The organism is Rahnella selenatireducens, from assembly GCF_046449555.1.
Taxonomy (GTDB): domain Bacteria; phylum Pseudomonadota; class Gammaproteobacteria; order Enterobacterales; family Enterobacteriaceae; genus Rahnella; species Rahnella selenatireducens.
In genome coordinates this window covers 204,454-225,683 of record NZ_JBKEZJ010000009.1, presented here as the reverse complement: position 1 = coordinate 225,683, position 21,230 = coordinate 204,454, and the positions used below count along the sequence as shown (strand labels likewise).

Genomic DNA, 21,230 nt, shown 5'->3' with positions numbered 1-21,230 from the left:
GTTGAAAAAGAAAAACCTGCCAATGGCAGGTTTTTTTATGCGTCAGTTTTAGCGACTGGTCATCAGAGCGGATCAACTTTCAGGCAGGAAACCGCATGGCGGAAACTGCCCTCCAGCAACGGGCGGGTTATCGCACATTCCGGTCCGGCAATCGGGCAGCGCGTTCGGAACACGCAACCGGATGGCGGGTTAATCGGCGAAGGTAACTCACCTTCCAGCAGCTGAATAGTTTTGTTGCGCTCTTTGTCCGGGTCCGGAACCGGCACCGCAGACATCAGCGCGCGGGTATACGGATGCTGAGGATTGTTATACACCTCGTCATACGTTCCCAGCTCAACCGCATGGCCCAGATACATCACCAGAACACGGTCAGAAATGTGTTTAACCACCGCCAGATCGTGCGCGATGAAGATCAGTGACAGGCCCATTTCACGCTGCAATTGCTGCAACAGGTTGACCACCTGCGCCTGAATGGAAACATCCAGCGCTGAAACTGGTTCGTCACAGATAATCAGTTTTGGCTCAAGGATCAACGCCCGGGCGATGCCGATACGCTGGCACTGACCGCCCGAAAATTCGTGAGGATAACGGTTGATCAGGTTAGGCAACAGCCCGACCTTCAGCATCATAGCCTTCACTTTTTCTTTCACTTCCGCGCGAGGCATTTTCGGGTTATAGGTTTTCAGCGGCTCGGCGATGATTTCGCCGATTGTCATACGCGGATTCAGGGACGCCAGCGGATCCTGGAAAATCATCTGGATATCGCTGCGAGTATGACGCCATTCGCTGTCAGACATGTTCAGCAGATCTTTGCCCAGCCAGGCCACGCGTCCGTCAGTGGCTTTAACCAGACCGATCAGTGCGCGGGCAAACGTCGATTTGCCGCAACCCGATTCGCCTACCACGCCCAGCGTTTCGCCTTCGTAAAGACGCAGCGTCACGCCGTCTACCGCTTTCAGCGTTTTCGACGGTTGCCAGAACCATTGTTTGCCGTCTTTGATGTCGAAATGGACTTTCAGATCCGACACTTCGAGCAGGACTTTTTTCTCGGGCGCGAACGAATTCATTGCCGCACTGTTCATTACTGTGTTGTCTGTCATACCAGTTCCTCCAGCGGCTTGTAGCAGGCACGTAAGCGACCATCACCGAAACGCTCAAGCGGCGGCGCAGAGGCACAAATATCCATGGCATGTGGGCAACGGGGCTGGAACGGGCAACCTTTTGGCAAACGCAGCAGGTTCGGCGGGTTGCCCGGAATGGTTAGCATCGCCCCACCCTCGGCATCCAGACGTGGAACTGCATTGAGCAGGCCAATGGAATACGGATGGCAAGGCTCGTAGAAGACATCGCGTGCGCGGCCATATTCCATGGTACGACCGGCATACATCACCAGCACTTTGTCGCAAATACCGGCGACCACACCAAGGTCATGGGTAATCATGATAATGGCGGTATTAAACTCAGCTTTCAGCTCGTTGAGTAACGTCATGATCTGCGCCTGAACGGTCACGTCCAGCGCCGTGGTTGGCTCATCGGCGATCAGCAATTTCGGGCGGCACAGCAAGGCCATTGCAATCATTACGCGCTGGCGCATACCACCGGAAAATTCGTGCGGGTACATTTTCATACGCTTGCGGGCTTCCGGCATTTTCACCGCATCCAGCATACGCACGGACTCTTCAAACGCTTCGCGTTTGCTCATCTTTTTGTGCAATACCAAGACTTCCATCAGCTGTTCGCCAACCCGCATGTACGGGTTGAGAGACGTCATTGGATCCTGGAAAATCATCGAAATCTGTTCTGCACGCAGCTTGTTCAGCTGGTTTTGTGGCAGATTCAGGATTTCGCGACCGTTAAATTTCGCCGTACCGCCGATGCGGCCGTTGCTGGCAAGCAGCCCCATGAGGGCGAAGGCGGTCTGGGATTTACCGGAACCGGATTCCCCGACAATACCGAGTGTTTCACCGGCGCGCAGATCGAAGTTAAGGTCGTTAACGGCGGTAACATCACCGTCCGGCGTCCCGAAGGTCACGCGCAGGTCTTTGACATCTAAAAGAATCGGCGACGTTGTGCCCTCAGTTGCGGCAGGTGCTGCAAAGGTGGAATGTTCAATTGTGCTCATGGTCGCACTCCTTAACGATCTTTCGGGTCGAGGGCATCACGCAGGCCATCGCCGATAAAATTGAAACAGAACAGAGTGACAACCAGGAAACCTGCCGGGAAGAGCAGCAACCAGGGTGAAACTTCCATCGAGTTGGCGCCGTCGCTCAGCAACGCGCCCCAGCTGCTCAGTGGCTCCTGCGTACCCAAACCCAAGAAGCTCAGGAAGGATTCGAACAGGATCATGCTTGGAACCAGCAGTGACGCATACACCACCACAACGCCCAGCACGTTAGGAACGATGTGACGCAAAACGATATTGCGCGTGTTCACACCACTCACCAGCGCGGCTTCGATGAATTCTTTGCGTTTCAGGCTGAGAGTCTGACCGCGAACAATACGCGCCATGTCCAGCCAGGACACCATCCCGATTGCCACGAAGATCAACAGGATATTCTGCCCAAAGAACGTCACCAGCAGGATAACGAAGAACATGAACGGGAAGGAGTTAAGAATTTCCAGCAGACGCATCATGGCGGAGTCGATTTTACCACCCAGATAGCCGGACAAAGATCCATAGAGCGTACCAAGGATCACCGCCACAAGCGCCGCGGCCACGCCGACCATCAGGGAAATACGCCCGCCGATTGCCACACGCACCAGCAAATCACGGCCAGAAGAATCGGTGCCGAAATAGTGGTGAGAGGCGAAATCAGGCGCGCCAGACATCATGTTCCAGTCGGTATCATCGTAGGCAAACTGCGACAACATCGGTGCAAACGTGACGAACAATGCAATAAAGGCCAGCACAATCAGGCTGGTGACCGCAGCGCGGTTATGCATAAACCGGCGTCGCGCATCCTGCCACAAACTGCGCCCTTCCACTTCCAGCTTTTCGCTGAAGTTTTCGACGACGTCGCTATTTTTTTTACTTAAGATCATTGACGTACTCCGGCATTAATAACGGATTTTCGGGTCGATGACGGCGTACAGCACGTCGACGATTGCATTGAACAAAATGGTCAATGCGCCCACCAAAATGGTCAGGCTGAGAACCAGCGAGTAGTCACGGTTTAATGCCCCATTAACAAACAGCTGGCCGATGCCCGGCAATCCGAAAATGCTCTCGATAACCATAGAACCGGTGATGATCCCAACGAAGGCCGGCCCCATATAAGACAGTACCGGCAACAACGCAGGCTTCAGTGCGTGACGCAGGATAATGCGGCGCAGCGGTAAACCTTTGGCGCGAGCCGTACGGATGAAGTTGGAGTGCAGAATTTCAATCATAGAACCGCGGGTGATACGCGCGATACTGGCAATATACGCCAGTGAGAGTGCGACCATCGGCAGGATCATGTATTTCGCTCCGCCGCCATTCCAGCCACCGCCCGGCAGCCATTTCAGGGTAATCGCAAATATCAGCACCAGTAACGGCGCAACCACGAAACTGGGGATAACCACCCCGGTCATCGCAACGCCCATCACGGTATAATCCCATTTCGTGTTTTGGTTCAGCGCCGCAATAACCCCGGCCGATACACCAAAAACAATCGCCATGATAAATGCCGCCAGCCCGAGTTTCGCTGAAACCGGGAACGAGGCCGCAACAAGATCATTGACGGTGTAATCCTTGTATTTGAACGACGGGCCGAAATCGCCTTTCGCCAGCTGTTCTAAATAGTGGAAATACTGCTTATACATCGGATCATTGAGGTGGTATTTCGCCTCAATGTTCGCCATCACTTCTGGCGGAAGATTACGCTCACCCGTAAAAGGGCTGCCCGGTGCGAGACGCATCATAAAAAACGAAATGGTGATCAGAATGAATAGCGTCGGAATCGCTTCCAGACAGCGGCGTAAAATAAACTTTAACATTGCCCGTACCTGTTTCTAAGCCTGTCACTACAGCTTGATAGTTTATGGCTTGGTCACGACGGCCATCGGGTGATAGCCGTCGTGGTGGCTCTTTGCTTCAGTACGAAAATTCGCACTAAAAACTTTACCTTCATCAAAATACAACAAGCAGGGCAGCTCGGGGATGCCCTGCTGTGCACTAAGTGATTAGTGTTTGATGATGTACAGATCTTTCACGTAGACGTTGTCTTGTGGATCTTTACCGGTGTAACCCCCGACGTAAGGTTTCACCAGACGAGCATTCACGTAGTAATAAACAGGAACGATGGCAGAGTCTTTATCCAGCTGAGTTTCCGCTTTCTGATACAGCGCAGCGCGTTCTTCATCAGTTTTGACATTCAGGGTATCTGCGATGTCTTTATCAAACGCCGGGCTCTTATAGTGCGCGGTGTTGTTGCTGCTGTCAGACAGCATGGTGTTCAGGAAGGAAGAAGGTTCGTTGTAGTCAGAGCACCAGCCCGCACGCGCAACGTCGAAGTTGCCCTGATGACGGCTGTCCAGGAAGGTTTTCCATTCCTGGTTGACCAGTTTAACGTCAACGCCCAGGTTTTTCTTCCAGATAGCAGCTGCAGCGATCGCCAGCTTTTTATGCAGATCAGAGGTGTTGTACAGCAGATCAAACGTAAGAGGTTTCGCAGAGGTGTAACCTGCTTCGGCCAGCAGTTTTTTCGCCTGCTCGTTACGCTGTTCCTGAGTTTCTTTGAACCAGGCCGGAGGCGTCAGTTTTGCGCCATCGGTGTAAGGCGGGGTGTAGCCATAAGCTGGCAGATCGCCCTGCGCTTTCACTTTGTTCACGATGATGTCGCGATCCAGACCCAGTTTCAGCGCTTCACGAACGCGGGAATCGGTGAAAGGGGCTTTCTGGTTGTTGATTTCGTAGTAATAAGTACACAGGTACGGGTCAACATGAACTTCAGCCGGGATTTCTTTTTTCAATTTCTGGAACAGTTCGATCGGCATGTTGTTGTAAGTCATGTCGATTTCGCCGCTGCGGTAGCGGTTAACATCTGTTACTTCAGAAGAGATTGGCAGGTAAGTCACCTGATTGATCACAGTTTTCGCGTTATCCCAGTAAGTCGGGCTGCGTTCCAGAACGATACGTTCGTTGACGGTCCAGGCTTTTAGGGTGAAGGCGCCGTTGCTCACGTAGTTTTCAGGCTGAGTCCATTTGTCGCCAAACTTCTCAACCACTTTTTTGTTTACCGGCTTCATCGCGGTGTGAGACAGCATTTTTACGAAATATGGAACAGGTTCGGTCAGGGTCACTTGCAGGGTATGGTCATCAATCGCCTTCACACCCAGGGTATCAGGGCTTTTCTTGCCACTGATGATGTCATCGATGTTTTCGATGTGGCCGTATTGCAGGTAGCTCTCATATGGAGAAGCGGTTTTCGGGTCAGCCAGGCGCTGCCAGCTGTAAACGAAATCTGCTGCAGTGACAGGATCGCCATTTGACCATTTAGCTTCCGGACGCAGGTGGAAGGTCCAGACTTTAAAATCTTTGTTATCCCAGCTGGTTGCTACGCCAGGGATTACGCTGCCGTCTTTGCTGTCGGTATTGACCAGGCCTTCAAGCAGATCACGGATGACGTTTGATTCCGGCACGCCTTCAACTTTATGCGGGTCAAGTGACTGAACTTCAGAACCGTTATTACGCACCAGTTCTTGTTTTGCAGCCAGTGTCACGCCAGCAGGCACATTGGCCGCAAAGGCGTTATTGACAGAAATAGTGCCCACTGCAGCCATGATGCATGCAGCCAGCAGATTTTTTTTTGTGATGTTGGTCATTTTTATTTAACTCCAATTTTTATTATGAACTTGCACGCCCGGGTGCAAGATAAACCCTTGCTGGGTAAATGGGTTTCAAAAGCAGGAACGAATTGCTCGAGAAAGGCTCCCCATGTAGTACCACCCGCAGATGGCTGTCCCCTATTACTGCATGTTGCTACATCTCAGGTTTGATGAAACGTCAGGCTGTATTCGCCGTGCGGTTTCCAGGATCCTTGAGGATGACCCCACTCCATTTGATAACCCCGTACGCCACTCCACAATGTTCAGTCGCACACCAGGCAATCACATTCTGTTATTTCTGTACTTCACCCGATTATTTTCTTTTAACCCGAATTAAGGCGATAGAAAATCCGTCGCAGTTAAGCGCTGTCATTCATTTTAATCAGAAGAAGTACTGAAGATTTGTTTTGTTGAATCGGGAGAGTCAACGCAAGGTTGTTAATTGTCGTCATCTCAATACCTGACTTTCTTTTCACAGAAAGCGCACGAGGATAATTTTGTGATACGCATGATGACACGACACTCTCCAAAACAAATGAAATTGCTTCAATCTCTCTATGCCGGGCAAGATTCATTCTCACTCTGAGCACGACTCTAAACAAAATTCCATTTTTGAAGACGATTTGAAAATTATCAGAAGCCTGATACGGGCGCCAATAAATTTTGCAAATTTGTTACGTAATTCTCTTTTATGCGTTAAGTGTGCCAGAAGGACACCTGCAACCTCACGTCAGAAATGGCACTTAACCCATTGTTATATGTTGAGTTAACATGCTATTTCTCACACTTTTTTGTAACGACGGTTGTTCAGGAACTGCTCTGACACAATCAGTTAACAATGGGATGATTTCAAGGATAAAGCGCTGTTAACTGCTGTGTTAACACTAATAACATCTCGGTACGGCCTGCACAAGCCTTACAGAATGATGTGGATAAATTAACGGCAATACGGGCAATAAATAACAGTATTTAGCGAAGAATTAGCTAAGTTTATTAGAATAAATGGAGACTTGGATTAAAAAGGAAGGTGAGATGTAGATTTACGCCACATTAGGGTGCAAGTGCTCTCAATTAAGGCATTAGCTGCACTATATTAATGCACACGATTATAAGAAGGAGTAATAATTCTCACGGATAACGTTAATGTATCCGCGAGAATTTGTAGCCTAGGAATCAGAGCAAGCCGGGGAAAATAGCTTTAATACCGGTGACGATAAACTCAATACCGAGTGACATCAGTAAAAGGCCCATGATACGGGTAATGACGTTGATGCCAGTTTGCCCTAACAGGCGGACTAATAAAGGTGCCGCACGGAACAGCAACCAGCAGCAGAATGCAAAGAAGATGATGGCAACGGTCAACCCCAGCAGATTCTGCCAGCCGTTGTAGCGGGAACTCCAGACAATCGTCGAGCTTATCGCACCCGGCCCGGCCATCAGCGGCAACGCCAGCGGAACCACGCCAACGTTTTCACGGATCGCCGTTTCTGACTTCTCCTGTTTATTCTGCTTATCTTCACCCAGCTTGCCGCTGATCATCGACATCGCAATCGTCACAACCAGGATCCCGCCGGCAATGCGGAATGAATCAATGGAAATCCCAAATAAGTGCAAAATCGCGTCGCCCAGGAAAAGCGCCGTCGACAATATAATGGCCACGGACAGATTGGCTGTCATGTTGGTCTTATTACGCCCTGCCGCTGCCTGATAGCTGGTCATACTGATAAACACCGGCAAGATCCCCACCGGGTTGACCAGTGCAAACAGGCCGACGAAAAATTTGATATACCCTGAAAAATCTAATAAAGATTGGCTCACGCAGAACTCCGCACAACTATGCCAGCAGAAGAAGGTTTTGATGGGCGCTAATGTACTGGAATCCCCGTAAAGGCGCCACGCCGTTTCATAGTTTTTATCACCAGATTTTGAAATAAAGGCAGTGAATAAGGCTTTTGTTAAAAATGAGTTTTTTTATTGATAACTTTAGCTACTAAACTGTATTATCCATGGGTTAATTTGATAATCATTCTCAACAACACCCTGCTGAAAGGTGTCAGCATCGGTATTTAGTGATCTAGATCAAATTCACCCTGCCTACAAATAGGTAAGCTCAGTACATAGTCACTCAGCGTTACTTGAAGACAAAACGTTAAGTGAAAAAGGTGATTTAAAAGATTTCGACTTTACCCGGTGCTTCACAACTGAAAGCTCTTTGAGCAAATAAAAATACAAAGACAACACATTGAGATCCTTAGCATTAATTAGTTTCTCACGGTGACTGATAGCAGGTCTATACTAGTCTTTGGCAGATTATTTACTAAAAGAGTTTAACTTTATCAGGAGAGCATTATGGCTGTAACAAATGTCGCTGAACTAAACGCACTCGTAGCACGAGTCAAGAAGGCACAGCGCGAATATGCCAACTTCAGTCAAGAACAAGTAGATAAGATTTTCGCTGCCGCCGCCCTGGCTGCTGCCGATTCTCGAATTCTCCTTGCCAAACTGGCTGTTGAAGAATCCGGAATGGGTATCGTCGAAGACAAAGTGATCAAAAACCACTTCGCTTCTGAATATATCTACAATGCTTACAAAGATGAAAAGACCTGTGGCATTCTGGGTCAGGATGATACTTTCGGTACCATCACTATCGCTGAGCCAATCGGCCTGATCTGCGGTATCGTTCCAACCACCAACCCGACTTCCACTGCGATTTTCAAAGCGCTTATTAGCCTGAAAACCCGTAACGGCATCATCTTCTCCCCGCACCCACGTGCAAAAAATGCGACCAACAAAGCTGCTGATATCGTGCTGCAAGCCGCTATCGCTGCAGGTGCACCAAAAGACATCATCGGCTGGATTGATGAACCCAGTGTAGAACTGTCTAACCAGTTAATGCATCACCCTGACCTGAACCTGATTCTGGCAACCGGTGGTCCTGGCATGGTTAAAGCCGCATACAGCTCTGGTAAACCAGCCATCGGTGTTGGTGCAGGTAACACCCCAGTTGTTGTTGACGAAACTGCCGACATCAAACGTGTTGTCGCTTCTGTTCTGATGTCTAAAACCTTCGATAACGGCGTAATCTGTGCTTCTGAACAGTCCATTATCGTCGTTGATTCTGCTTATAACGCAGTTCGCGAACGCTTCGCCTCCCACGGCGGCTACATGCTGCAGGGCAAAGAGCTGAAAGCGGTTTCTGACATCATCCTTAAAAACGGTGGTCTGAACGCTGCTATCGTAGGTCAGCCAGCGGTGAAAATTGCTGAAATGGCTGGTATTAAAGTTCCTGCTAACACCAAAGTGTTAATCGGCGAAGTCAGCGTTGTTGATGAATCTGAACCGTTTGCACACGAAAAACTGTCCCCTACCCTGGCAATGTACCGCGCTAAAGATTTCGAAGATGCGGTAAATAAAGCTGAGAAACTGGTAGAAATGGGCGGTATCGGCCACACCTCTTGTCTGTACACAGACCAGGACAACCAACCAGAACGTGTGAACTATTTTGGCAACAAAATGAAAACCGCGCGTATCCTGATCAACACCCCGGCTTCACAGGGTGGTATCGGTGACCTGTATAACTTCAAACTTGCCCCTTCTCTGACGCTGGGTTGCGGTTCATGGGGTGGTAACTCCATCTCTGAAAACGTCGGTCCTAAACACTTGATCAACAAGAAAACTGTAGCGAAGCGAGCAGAAAACATGTTGTGGCATAAACTTCCGAAATCAATCTACTTCCGCCGTGGCTCACTGCCAATCGCGCTGGAAGAAGTGGCAACGGATGGAGCGAAACGCGCCTTCATCGTGACTGACCGTTACCTGTTCAACAACGGCTATGCTGACCAGATCACCAGTGTTCTGAAAGGTCACGGCATTGAAACTGAAGTGTTCTTCGAAGTTGAAGCGGATCCAACACTGAGCATCGTTCGTAAAGGTGCTGAGCAAATGAATTCTTTCAAACCAGACGTTATCATCGCTCTGGGTGGCGGTTCCCCAATGGACGCCGCGAAGATCATGTGGGTTCTCTACGAACATCCGGATACTCAGTTTGAAGATTTGGCGCTGCGTTTTATGGATATCCGTAAACGTATCTACAAATTCCCAAAAATGGGTGTGAAAGCAAAAATGATTGCTGTCACCACCACTTCCGGTACCGGTTCTGAAGTGACTCCGTTCGCCGTTGTAACCGACGATGCAACCGGTCAGAAATATCCACTGGCTGACTATGCGCTGACACCTGATATGGCTATCGTTGACGCAAACCTGGTCATGAACATGCCGAAATCACTGTGTGCCTTCGGTGGGCTGGATGCGGTAACTCACGCACTGGAAGCTTACGTATCTGTACTGGCTAACGAATATTCTGACGGTCAGGCTCTGCAGGCACTGAAATTGCTGAAAGAAAACCTGCCAGCCAGTTACAAAGATGGCGCTAAAAATCCGGTTGCTCGTGAACGTGTTCACAATGCGGCAACTATCGCGGGTATCGCGTTTGCCAACGCCTTCCTGGGTGTTTGTCACTCAATGGCCCACAAACTGGGTTCTGAGTTCCATATTCCCCACGGCCTTGCTAACGCCATGTTGATTTCTAACGTGATTCGCTACAACGCCAACGATAACCCAACTAAACAGACTGCTTTCAGCCAGTATGACCGCCCGCAAGCGCGTCGTCGTTACGCAGAAATCGCTGACCATCTGGGTCTGGGCGCCCCTGGTGACCGTACTGCACAGAAAATTGCAAAACTGCTGAACTGGTTGGATGAAATCAAAGCGGAACTGGGCATCCCAACCTCTATCCGTGAGGCTGGCGTTCAGGAAGCAGACTTCCTGGCTAAAGTAGATAAACTGTCTGAAGATGCGTTCGATGATCAGTGTACCGGTGCTAACCCACGCTACCCTCTGATTGCAGAACTGAAACAGATTCTGATGGATACCTACTACGGTCGCGAATTCAGCGAAGAAGTTGCCGAAGAAGTGGTTGTTGCAGCGCCTAAAGCTGAGAAGAAAACCAGCAAAAAATAATCTGCTGAGATTCTTATAGCAAAAACCCCGCCGAAAGGCGGGGTTTTTATTTCAGTGAACAAACTTCGTTAAGCGCATTCCTCGTTAACTCTTTTATTCTGAAATCGGCATCGCTCTCAGAAGCGCTGTAATGGCCTCAGACGGACTTAAGGTCATCCTTCGTGTCGACAGCCGCCATCGCCTCTTTATAATGCTTACGGCACACGGAGACGTAGCTTTCATCCCCGCCAATAACAACCTGTGCGCCGTCATGCAGCGCATTGCCATTTTCATCTAAACGCAGATTACGGTTTGCCTTACGGCCACAATGGCAAATCGTTTTAAGCTCAACCAGCTTGTCCGCCCAGGCCAGCAAATATTCACTGCCCTCAAAAAGCTCACCACGGAAATCCGTCCGCAGCCCGTAACAAAGCACAGGCACATCCAGGTCATCCACAACGTCTGTGAGCTGCGATACCTGTGACTTGGTAAGAAACTGGCACTCATCTATCAAAACGCAGCTCAGACGCTGTAAGCGGTTCTCCTGCGCTATCAGATTAAAGAGTTCGGTGTCTTTGTTATAAAGCTCTGCATCAGAAGACAAGCCGATGCGGGAACTGACTTTACCCACGCCAAAGCGGTGATCTAATTCTGCGGTTAACACCAGCGTACGCATACCACGTTCTTGATAATTATATGAAGATTGTAGCAACGAGGTAGATTTTCCGGCATTCATCGCCGAGTAATAAAAATAAAGCTGAGCCATGAAACTGTGACCCCATAATGTATTGGATGGCGTAAATTTTCGGCGGCTATTGTACCACACGCCAGCCAACCTATAACAATAAGTACAAAGGGATTATTTCCTTTGGACTGATGTGTCATTGCATTTGAAAAATCACAGAAACTTACAGTCAGAGATTATAAAAGCATTAGATGATAATTAGTTAACGTTACTCATTACCGGCTGATGTACTCCTTATATGTTACAGCATCGACATAATTGTATTGTCTATACATTAACGGGCGATTCCATGATGATCCGATGTATTGATCAATCATCCCACAGGATCATCGCGCTCCCCTTTGCCATATCTTTACATTGTATGTCTTCACTTATCCTTTAATTTTGTGAACGACCGCATGCTTATAAAACTCCTCATGAAAAGCAACAATAACCCCAGTCAAAGTATTGAAACTCAGGTTATGGCCCCCAGATAAATAGCCGGTCTGGACCCAACTATATTTTCATACGATAAACACTATTTGCTTTAAATGCGTAAATTAAGGTCAGGCAAACAAATTGGCTATTGCAGAATAGCAAAGAGCATTCTATTATTAGCCAAACGCCCCCCACCAATATAATTCGAGACTAGTATAATGAGCGAAGCATTAAAGATTCTGAACAACATCCGTACTCTGCGTGCACAAGCAAGAGAATGCACTCTGGAAACTCTGGAAGAGATGCTGGAAAAATTAGAAGTTGTTGTGAACGAGCGTCGCGAAGAAGATTCTCAGGCAGCTGCTGAGATTGAAGAGCGCACCCGTAAACTGCAACAATACCGCGAAATGCTGATTGCTGACGGTATTGATCCTAACGAGTTGCTGCAAACTATGGCTGCTACTAAAGCAACCGGTAAAGCAAAACGTGCAGCACGTCCTGCTAAATACAAATACGTTGATGAGAACGGCGAAAACAAAACCTGGACTGGCCAGGGTCGTACTCCAGCTGTAATCAAGAAAGCAATCGAAGAGCAAGGTAAATCACTGGATGATTTCCTGCTGTAATTGCCCTTATTAACAACAATGTTAATACAAAAAGCCCGTCATCACTGACGGGCTTTTTTTACTTTTAGAACCGCCCGCTTTCTCATTCCAATTAACGCTTTTAAACTATGCAAAGCAATAAATCAGCATGATTAAATAACCATCAGAATAAGCTGAATTCATAAAAAAGGCCGCCCGCAGGCAGCCTTCACTGAAAAAACAAATTCAGACCTGATAGAAGCTGCGATACCAGTCGACAAAATTTTGCACGCCCTGCTCAACCGGTGTTTCAGGCTTGAAGTTAATGGCCTTATACAACGGCGCTGTATCGGCGCTGGTGTCTTTAACATCACCAGGCTGCATAGGCAGGAGGTTCTTGTCCGCAACAGTGCCCAGCGCCTTCTCCAATGCGCTGATATAAGTCATCAGCTTAACCGGATTGTTATTACCGATATTATAAACAGCGTACGGCGCAGAGCTGCTTGCAGGAGAACCATTTTCTACCGTCCACTCTGCATCTGGCTGCGGGATTACATCCTGCAGACGCACAATGGCTTCAGCGATGTCATCAATATAAGTAAAGTCACGGTACATTTCGCCGCGGTTATAAACATCAATACTCTGCCCGGCAATCATGGCTTTGGTAAATTTAAACAACGCCATATCCGGACGGCCCCACGGACCGTATACGGTAAAGAATCGTAATCCGGTTGTAGGAATACCATAAAGATGTGAATAAGTGTGAGCCATTAATTCGTTGGCTTTTTTGGTCGCGGCATATAATGAAACAGGATGATCAACAGAATCATCCGTTGAGAAAGGCTGTTTTTTGTTCAGGCCATAAACCGAGCTGGACGAGGCATACAACAAATGCCCGACTTTATTATGACGACAACCTTCCAGAACGTTAACAAAACCGATGAGGTTAGAGTCGGCATAAGCTAAAGGGTTTTCAATGGAATATCGTACACCGGCCTGAGCGGCTAAATGAATAACCCGCTCAAAACGCTGTTCTGCAAACAATGCTGCCATACCTTCACGGTCAGCCAAATCCAGCTTAATAAACGTAAAGCCGTCTTTATTCTCAAGCTGAGCTAGCCGGGCAAGTTTGAGACTGACGTCATAATAGTCATTCAGATTATCCAATCCGACAACTGAATGGCCTGCCGCCAGCAAACGTTGTGACACATAGAACCCAATAAAGCCCGCTGCACCGGTTACCAGATATTTCATGAACTCTCCTTACAGAACGGGATTGATTGATGCACCACGGCCAATGCCATAGTAAGTAAATCCGCGTTTTTCCAAACGTTCAGGATCGTATAAATTACGGCCATCAAAAATCACCGGCTCTTTCAATGCTTTTTTAATGGCATCAAAGTCAGGCGCGCGGAAATTCTGCCACTCAGTGCAAATAATCAGCGCATCGGCATTTTGTAATGCGGACTCTTTCGTCCCCATTAATTCCAGATCGTCACGCTGCCCGTAAATACGCTGAGTTTCATTCATCGCTTCGGGGTCGTACGCTTTGATTTTCGCACCGGCTGCCCAGAGTTGTTCCATTAATACGCGGCTTGACGCTTCACGCATGTCGTCGGTATTCGGTTTGAACGACAGCCCCCAGAGCGCAAATGTTTTGCCTTTCAGGTCATCACCAAAGTGGCGCTGAATGAACGTTGGCAGTTTGTATTTTTGCTGATAATTGACCTGCTCAACGGCCTGCAGCAGTTTTGGCTGGTAGCCAATATGTTCAGCCGTACGGATCAGCGCCTGAACGTCTTTCGGGAAACAGGAACCGCCGTAGCCGCAGCCCGGGTAAATGAAGTGGTAACCGATACGGGAATCAGAACCAATCCCCTGACGCACTTTTTCGATATCTGCGCCCAGCATTTCTGCCAGATTGGACATCTCATTCATAAAGCTGATTTTTGTCGCCAGCATGCAGTTTGCAGCGTATTTGGTCAGCTCTGCGCTACGGATGTCCATCAGAATCATGCGATCGTGATTGCGGTTGAACGGCTCATACAGTTCGCGAATAGGGTCAATGGCGTCCGGATTATCCGTACCAATAACGATACGCTCAGGTCGCATGCAGTCAGCCACTGCCGCGCCTTCTTTGAGGAATTCAGGGTTGGAAACTACGTTAAAATCGATGTCCACACCGCGTTCTTTCAGCTTTTCACTCATCACGGCACGCACTTTATCGGCGGTACCTACAGGAACGGTGGATTTATCAATGACTACTTTAGGTTCGGTCATGTGCTCAGCGATCGTGCGCGCCACGGCGGTCACATATTTCAGATCCGCAGAGCCATCTTCATCCGGAGGTGTACCGACAGCAATAAACTGAACCGTTGCGTGCGCCACGCCTTCAGCCGCATCGGTGCTGAACAACAAACGCCCTGCTTCATAGTTCTGCTGAACCAGCGGAGTTAAACCTGGTTCGAAAATTGGGATCTGCCCATTTTTCAGGTTCTCTACCTTTTTAGCATCAACATCAATGCACAATACTTCATGTCCGACTTCAGCAAGAACCGCCGCCTGAACAAGTCCGACGTAACCGATACCAAAAACTGTTACTTTCATCAGCGAATTCCTATTTGTTATTTATAATCAACGCAAAATAGACAGCCAAAATTCCGAGACGGATTATACCAGTTTCAACCGTGCGTGCCGCTGGAAAGGCATATTTTGCATAAGATAGGTCTTAGAAGAAGGGGATAAAACGGAAGGATAAAATATTCTGCAGAAAAAATACTCAATATTATGAAGACATTGTTATTGATACGTCAAAAATTGCTCACTCAGCTGACAGCATTAATCTCAGACGTCCGCCCGATCCCCACACCTGACACTGCCACGCCTCACAGCGCTGACTGATCTGATTAGAATATGTCGCACCGGTTGTTCCCAGCGGAACGCCATTACTCAGCTGGATCATATTTGTCCCGGTATTTACATTCGCATGTAATCCCGCAGAAACCAGAATGAGGTTTTTTTGTCCGGCGTGATAATACCCCAGCAGCAAGGGAAATTGTCCGTCGAGATTGGCTTGTTTGAATAAATGATTCACTTGTTTAAGTAATGTCGACATTTGCGGCAAACGCTGATCTTGATTACTTAAATGCTCGCGCAACAAACTGTTAAAAATAGCGCGCAGCAATAATGCCGCAAGGACACCATTTTCACTGGCGCGGGTGACGTCGAGACAATAAAAACCCAAATCTTTGGCAGACAGCGCCGCAATATCGAGCACCAACCCCGGCGCATCTGCCGTCGTCAGTTGCCGGTAATTGATACGGCAATGTGCCAGCGTTTGCTGGACAGGCGGCTGCAATTCCTGCAATAAACGCTGCGCCTCATTAGGGTTACGGCACAGCGCTTCCCAGTCCTGAACCAGCGAACTCTCTTCCATGGCCTGTGAAGAAAACAGTTTTGGATATAAAGAAGAAAGCAGCGCCTCGCGCAAACGTTGCAGATCGGTAATGGGTTTAAGCAAAACATCTTCGACGCCAAGACGCAGCATTGACGCCACGTCGGTCATTTTATCGGTCGCGGAGATCACCAGTACGGGGATTTTATTGCCCTGCAGTCTTAAATTTTCAACAAATTCCATACCGCCCATTTCGGGCATCGCTAAATCGCAGAGGATCAGGTCTGGAGGATAATCTTCGACCAGAGAGAGCGCTTCAAGCCCATTTTGCGCCTCGGTAAAAGTGGCACCCAGAGAACTTACATAGCCAGCAAGGATGGATCGGAAAACCGCTTCGTCTTCAACGATGAGAATATGCTTGCTTGTAAGTGGCTTGTCCATCAGGGTCCCCCGGAATCTCTTATTGTAATAGTGGCTCATAAAGCCTGTTTTTGCTTGGCAGAATTGTCAGATTCCGGCAATCACATTTTAAGCCATTCAGAACTGTCTATTTTTTATCAGGGGCTGCAAATGCTCTCTCTGTTTTTCGACGGCGAGGCGTCCGGCCTCAATGGCTTCTTCAGCGCGATGAAAATCCAGCGTCGAAATTTGCGGACAATAAGGCTGAATCAGCACATCCGGCGGGTCCCCCGCCATACGGTTACGCTTGAGCCGGTTTTCCAGCACCTGAATAGATGTCGACATAATCTCCATCGCAGACGGGCTCACATTCGGTTTTCGGGCGTTTGGCCGGGTCAGGCGCTGCCGTATTCTGTCACGCCAGCTAAGATCTTTCTCAGTATCCAGTGCTTCGCCCGTAGGTTGTACGGTCAGTAAATCCTGTTGCATCAGATGGGCGTCATGCTGCAAATCAACGGCAATCACGATATCCGCCCCCAAAGCGCGGGTCAGCGAGATGGGGACAGGATTCACTACCGCGCCATCGACCAGCCAGTAACCGTTGTGCCAAACCGGTGCGAGCAGGCCGGGCATACTACAGGACGCGCGCACTGCTTCAGGCAAATCCCCTTTGGTCAGCCACAGCTCGCGCCCGGTGCTCAGGTTTGTCGCCACCGCGCCGAATTTCTTCGAACACTTTTCAAAATCGGTGATGCGTATAATCTGCCCGACGGCGTTAAACACGCGCTCGCCGCGTAACAGGCCACCGCGTTTCCAGGAGAAATCCATCAGCCGCAGTACATCCCAGTAACTGAACGAACGCACCCAGCTTTCCATCGACGGCAACCGCCCGCTGACATACGCCGCGCCCACCAGCGCACCGACAGAACATCCGGCCACCACATCGACCTCGATATCCATGTCTTTCAGGGCATTGATCACCCCGATATGTGCCCATCCTTTTGCTGCGCCGGAGCCTAACGCAAGGCCAATGGTGACTTTTCTGCTCATCTGGTGACCTTAATATTGCGCAATAGTGAAGAATCGGCCGGGAAGCGCGTTGTCACCCGGCAAGTTTGTTAGGTAACATATCACTTTGGTGCATTCAATAGCGCAACCTGCGCACCGGCAGCCGATTCAGGAGTTCCCGTGTCACAACTTTGCCCTTGTTGCAGCAACCTTTCTTATGAAGAATGCTGCCAGCCATACCTTTCTGAGACCGAGGTCGCGCCCACCCCGTCAGCCTTAATGCGTTCGCGGTACACCGCGTATGCGTTGCAAAATGCGAGTTATCTGATCGCCACCTGGCACCCTGAATGTCAACCCGAACAATGGCGCAATAGTTTACAGGAAGGTTTCGCGAATACGCACTGGCAGGGATTGCAGGTTATTGATTCGCAGAACGGACGTGATGCAAACGAAGGCTTTGTCGAGTTTGCAGCACGTTTCACCGAGTCCAATGATGAAAAAATTCATCTCATCCATGAACGCTCGCGATTTCTTCGTTTGAAAGATCGCTGGTACTATGTCGACGGAATTAAACCGCAGACAGGCCGCAATGACGCCTGCCCGTGCGGATCGGGTAAAAAATATAAGAAGTGCTGCGGTAAATAAACCGGCTGCCTAATTAATACGAGAATTCGACAGGATCCACACTCTCATGCCGCAACAGAACGTACAAACCAAGGTGTTACGCACCATTTGCCCTGACGCAAAAGGTCTGATCGCCAAAATCACCAACATTTGCTACAAACACGAACTCAATATCGTGCAAAACAATGAATTTGTGGATCACCGCACCGGACGCTTCTTCATGCGTACCGAGCTGGAAGGGATCTTCAACGACAACACATTGCTCGCCGACCTGGACAGCGCGCTACCTGCCGGTTCAGTGCGTGAACTCAACAGCACCGGGCGTCGTCGCATCGTGATTCTGGTCACTAAAGAAGCGCATTGTCTGGGCGACCTGCTTATGAAAGCCGCTTACGGCGGTCTGGATGTGGAAATTGCCGCGGTTATCGGTAACCACGACACGCTGCAAACGCTGGTTGAACGCTTTGATATTCCGTTCCATCTGGTCAGCCACGATGGTCTGACCCGTGAACAGCACGACAGCGCCATGATTGCGCAAATCGACCAGTACCAGCCTGATTATGTGGTTCTGGCAAAATACATGCGCGTCCTCACGCCAGGTTTCGTCCAGCATTATCCGCATCAGGTGATCAACATTCACCACTCGTTCCTGCCGGCGTTTATCGGCGCACGTCCGTATCATCAGGCTTACGAACGCGGTGTGAAACTGATTGGTGCCACGGCGCATTACGTTAATGACAATCTGGACGAAGGTCCTATCATCATGCAGGACGTTATTAACGTCGATCACACCTATACCGCTGAAGATATGATGCGTGCAGGACGTGACGTTGAGAAAAATGTGCTCAGTCGTGCGTTATACCGCGTGCTGGCGCAGCGCGTATTTGTTTACGGTAACCGCACAGTTATTCTGTAATCCGCGCACCTAACGGTGCTTTTCGCTCAGAGAAGCACCGTTAAGGGCAAAAAAACCGCAAACGAACTTTTTTATCGCTTTCAGCGCTTTACACATCCGTTTCATTTGGTATTATGCGCCCCGTTCGCAGCTAACCGCTGTAACGAGAAATCATCCATGTAGCGCATGATGATTTTAAAAGAGTAAAGACCACGAAAATTGTGGTGGGGTTCCCGAGCGGCCAAAGGGAGCAGACTGTAAATCTGCCGTCATCGACTTCGAAGGTTCGAATCCTTCCCCCACCACCATCTCAAGCAGTTCGCCATACCTTCCGGTAAAAACAAAAATCAAATAAAGCACACATCGGGAAGGATAGAGAATCTTCGACCCGAAGGTTCGAGCCGAGCGAAGCGAGACAACGTTGCGCAGCAACGGCCCGAAGGGCGAGGCCGCAGGCCGAGTCATCCTTCCCCCACCACCATCTCAAGACACATCCCTGAGTCTCTTTTCCAAAAAGTACCTTTCCTGAAGCAAATTCAAACCTGAACAAAATGCCCTGCTGATACTTCCTGATACTGCCTTTGCGGTGAAATATAACCGTTATCGCGCACCGGGCTTTTCAGCTCATCGACCTGCATCTGCCGTTTCAGCATTCTGCGCGACGGATCCGGCACCGGCACTGACGCCATCAGTTTGCGCGTGTAAGGATGCTGCGGATTATCGAATATCGCCGCACGTGGGCCAATCTCAACAATTTCCCCCAGATACATGACCGCCACGCGATGACTGACCCGTTCCACCACCGCCATATCGTGTGAAATAAACAGATACGACAGATTCATGCTTTCCTGCAAATCGAGCAGCAGATTGACCACCTGCGCTTTCACCGACACATCCAGCGCGGAAACCGACTCGTCGGCCACAATCACTTTGGGATCTAACGTCAGCGCACGGGCGATACAAATTCGCTGACGCTGCCCACCGGAAAATTCATGCGGAAAACGACGCAACATATCCGGCGACAGCCCGACTTTTTGCATCAGCGACGCCGCTTTTTCCCGCGCATCGGCGCGGTTATGCAGTTTGTGTTGCAGCATCGGTTCGATCAGCGCGTCGCCAATGCGCATACGCGGATTCAGGCTGGCAAACGGATCCTGAAAAATCATCTGGATGCGCTGGCGCATTTGCAAAATATCGCGTTTACCCAGATTCATCACATCAAAACCGTCGAAATCTATCGCACCGCTGTGCGGTTTCAGCAAACGCGTCACGGCACGTCCGGTCGTCGATTTCCCGCAGCCGGATTCGCCGACCAGTGAAAGCGTTTCGCCCTGGAATAATTCGAAGCTGATGTTTTCAACCGCATGCACCGCACCCACCTGACGGCTAAATATCCCGCCATAGATCGGAAAACGCGCGCTCAGATTCTTCACCGAAAGCAGCGGCGTCAGCCCGACATCGACCGTTCTGGCCACTTCCTGTGGCATATTCGCCTCACCGGTTTGCAGATTGATTTGCGGGAAACGCAGCGGCCAGTCGCGGCCACGCATCGACCCGAGTTTGGGCACGGCGGCCAGCAGCGCGCGGGTATAAGGATGTTGCGGGCGATGGAAAATATCCTCCGTCGCTCCGCTTTCCACTGCTTCGCCGCGATACATCACCAGCGTCCGGTCGGCGATTTCCGCCACCACGCCCATATCGTGCGTGATGAACAAAACGGCCATGCCCTCTTCTTCCTGCAACGTCTTGATCAGATCCAGAATCTGTCCCTGAATCGTGACGTCCAGCGCTGTTGTCGGCTCATCGGCAATCAGCAGTTTGGGTTTCAGTGCCAGCGCCATGGCAATCATCACGCGCTGACGCATCCCGCCGGAAAACTGATGCGGGTATTCATCAAACCGTTTTTCCGCATTGGGAATGCGCACCTTCTCCAGCAGTTTCAGCGTTTCCGCTCTTGCCTGTGAAGAGGACATTCCCCGGTGGCGTTTCAGGCTTTCGCCGATTTGCCGCCCGATGCTGAACGTCGGATTGAGCGACGTCATCGGTTCCTGAAAAATCATCGCCATCTCGTTGCCGCGAATATCGCGCATCTCCTTATCCGATAGCGCCAGCAAACTACGCTGATTCAGCCGTACTTCTCCTTCAATCTGGCTGCTTTGCGCTTTCAGCAGACGCATCACCGACAGCGATGTTACGCTTTTTCCCGAGCCGGATTCGCCGACAATCGCCAGCGTTTCGCCGGGATATACGTCAAACGACAAATCGCGCACCACCGGCAGCCAGTCGTCTTCCCCGCGAAAGGACGTGGTCAGATGCTTAACGCTCAGCACGGGCTGACGGTTTTGCGGCTCGTTCATC

16 protein-coding genes, 1 tRNA gene and 1 other RNA gene are annotated in these 21,230 nt (G+C 49.7%); 6 read left to right on the top strand and 12 right to left on the bottom strand.

Translation table 11 applies throughout. The features are described from left to right. Nucleotides 1-62: 62 nt before the first annotated feature. From oppF to ACLBVC_RS16500, 6 genes are all read right to left on the bottom strand, one after another. The gene (gene oppF / locus ACLBVC_RS16525) at nucleotides 63-1,067 is read right to left on the bottom strand and encodes a murein tripeptide/oligopeptide ABC transporter ATP binding protein OppF (protein WP_410150541.1); all 1,005 of its coding nucleotides are present in this window, start codon (nucleotides 1,065-1,067) and stop codon (nucleotides 63-65) included. A 29-nt stretch (nucleotides 1,068-1,096) separates the two neighbouring features. Beyond that, entirely contained in the window at nucleotides 1,097-2,122 is a 1,026-nt protein-coding gene (gene oppD / locus ACLBVC_RS16520; protein ID WP_410150534.1) for an ABC transporter ATP-binding protein, read from the bottom strand. Between the two features lie 11 nt (nucleotides 2,123-2,133). Beyond that, nucleotides 2,134-3,042, bottom strand: coding sequence for an oligopeptide ABC transporter permease OppC (oppC, locus tag ACLBVC_RS16515; RefSeq protein ID WP_152325915.1), 909 nt, complete (start codon nucleotides 3,040-3,042; stop codon nucleotides 2,134-2,136). Between the two features lie 15 nt (nucleotides 3,043-3,057). Then, nucleotides 3,058-3,978: an oligopeptide ABC transporter permease OppB gene (gene oppB / locus ACLBVC_RS16510; RefSeq protein WP_013575945.1), complete on the bottom strand. Its 921-nt coding sequence runs from the start codon at nucleotides 3,976-3,978 to the stop codon at nucleotides 3,058-3,060. Between the two features lie 186 nt (nucleotides 3,979-4,164). Further along, on the bottom strand, nucleotides 4,165-5,805 hold the full coding sequence (oppA, locus tag ACLBVC_RS16505) for an oligopeptide ABC transporter substrate-binding protein OppA (RefSeq protein WP_410150533.1): 1,641 nt from the start codon (nucleotides 5,803-5,805) through the stop codon (nucleotides 4,165-4,167). 1,176 nt (nucleotides 5,806-6,981) lie between these two features. Next, nucleotides 6,982-7,626, bottom strand: a complete 645-nt coding sequence (locus ACLBVC_RS16500) for a YchE family NAAT transporter (RefSeq protein WP_104921625.1) — start codon at nucleotides 7,624-7,626, stop codon at nucleotides 6,982-6,984. Nucleotides 7,627-8,157: 531 nt separating this feature from the next. Between ACLBVC_RS16500 and adhE the strand changes: the two genes are divergently transcribed. Then, nucleotides 8,158-10,827, top strand: coding sequence for a bifunctional acetaldehyde-CoA/alcohol dehydrogenase (gene adhE, locus ACLBVC_RS16495; protein WP_410150532.1), 2,670 nt, complete (start codon nucleotides 8,158-8,160; stop codon nucleotides 10,825-10,827). 136 nt (nucleotides 10,828-10,963) lie between these two features. On the opposite strand, the gene ACLBVC_RS16490 is transcribed toward adhE, so the two are convergent. Next, nucleotides 10,964-11,572: a thymidine kinase gene (locus ACLBVC_RS16490; RefSeq protein ID WP_410150531.1), complete on the bottom strand. Its 609-nt coding sequence runs from the start codon at nucleotides 11,570-11,572 to the stop codon at nucleotides 10,964-10,966. A 614-nt stretch (nucleotides 11,573-12,186) separates the two neighbouring features. Here ACLBVC_RS16490 and hns point away from each other — a divergent pair. Further along, nucleotides 12,187-12,594 carry a histone-like nucleoid-structuring protein H-NS gene (gene hns / locus ACLBVC_RS16485; protein ID WP_013575950.1) on the top strand — a complete coding sequence of 136 codons (408 nt, stop codon included), beginning with the start codon at nucleotides 12,187-12,189 and terminating at the stop codon, nucleotides 12,592-12,594. A 204-nt stretch (nucleotides 12,595-12,798) separates the two neighbouring features. Here hns and ACLBVC_RS16480 read toward each other — a convergent pair whose 3' ends face one another. From ACLBVC_RS16480 to rssA, 4 genes are all read right to left on the bottom strand, one after another. Then, nucleotides 12,799-13,806: an NAD-dependent epimerase gene (locus ACLBVC_RS16480; protein ID WP_410150530.1), complete on the bottom strand. Its 1,008-nt coding sequence runs from the start codon at nucleotides 13,804-13,806 to the stop codon at nucleotides 12,799-12,801. Between the two features lie 9 nt (nucleotides 13,807-13,815). Continuing rightward, nucleotides 13,816-15,159, bottom strand: a complete 1,344-nt coding sequence (locus tag ACLBVC_RS16475; RefSeq protein ID WP_410150529.1) for a UDP-glucose dehydrogenase family protein — start codon at nucleotides 15,157-15,159, stop codon at nucleotides 13,816-13,818. 214 nt (nucleotides 15,160-15,373) lie between these two features. Then, complete coding sequence (gene rssB, locus ACLBVC_RS16470) at nucleotides 15,374-16,387, bottom strand: two-component system response regulator RssB (protein ID WP_410150528.1); 1,014 nt, start codon at nucleotides 16,385-16,387, stop codon at nucleotides 15,374-15,376. Between the two features lie 96 nt (nucleotides 16,388-16,483). Continuing rightward, nucleotides 16,484-17,395: a patatin-like phospholipase RssA gene (gene rssA, locus ACLBVC_RS16465; protein WP_410150527.1), complete on the bottom strand. Its 912-nt coding sequence runs from the start codon at nucleotides 17,393-17,395 to the stop codon at nucleotides 16,484-16,486. Between the two features lie 138 nt (nucleotides 17,396-17,533). On the opposite strand from rssA, the gene ACLBVC_RS16460 reads away from it, so the two are divergent. From ACLBVC_RS16460 to ACLBVC_RS16445, 4 genes are all read left to right on the top strand, one after another. Then, nucleotides 17,534-17,998 (top strand): YchJ family protein, encoded by a 465-nt coding sequence (locus ACLBVC_RS16460; RefSeq protein ID WP_410150526.1) that lies wholly within the window; start codon nucleotides 17,534-17,536, stop codon nucleotides 17,996-17,998. 46 nt (nucleotides 17,999-18,044) lie between these two features. Beyond that, a complete protein-coding gene (purU, locus tag ACLBVC_RS16455; protein ID WP_101076920.1) occupies nucleotides 18,045-18,893 on the top strand; it encodes a formyltetrahydrofolate deformylase in 849 nt (282 codons plus the stop codon). A gap of 202 nt (nucleotides 18,894-19,095) precedes the next feature. Then, nucleotides 19,096-19,180 (top strand) — tRNA-Tyr (locus ACLBVC_RS16450). 43 nt (nucleotides 19,181-19,223) lie between these two features. Then, nucleotides 19,224-19,353, top strand: a non-coding RNA gene (locus ACLBVC_RS16445) — RtT sRNA. Between the two features lie 55 nt (nucleotides 19,354-19,408). Here ACLBVC_RS16445 and ACLBVC_RS16440 read toward each other — a convergent pair. Further along, nucleotides 19,409-21,229, bottom strand: a complete 1,821-nt coding sequence (locus ACLBVC_RS16440; RefSeq protein WP_410150525.1) for an ABC transporter ATP-binding protein — start codon at nucleotides 21,227-21,229, stop codon at nucleotides 19,409-19,411. Nucleotide 21,230: the final 1 nt, after the last annotated feature.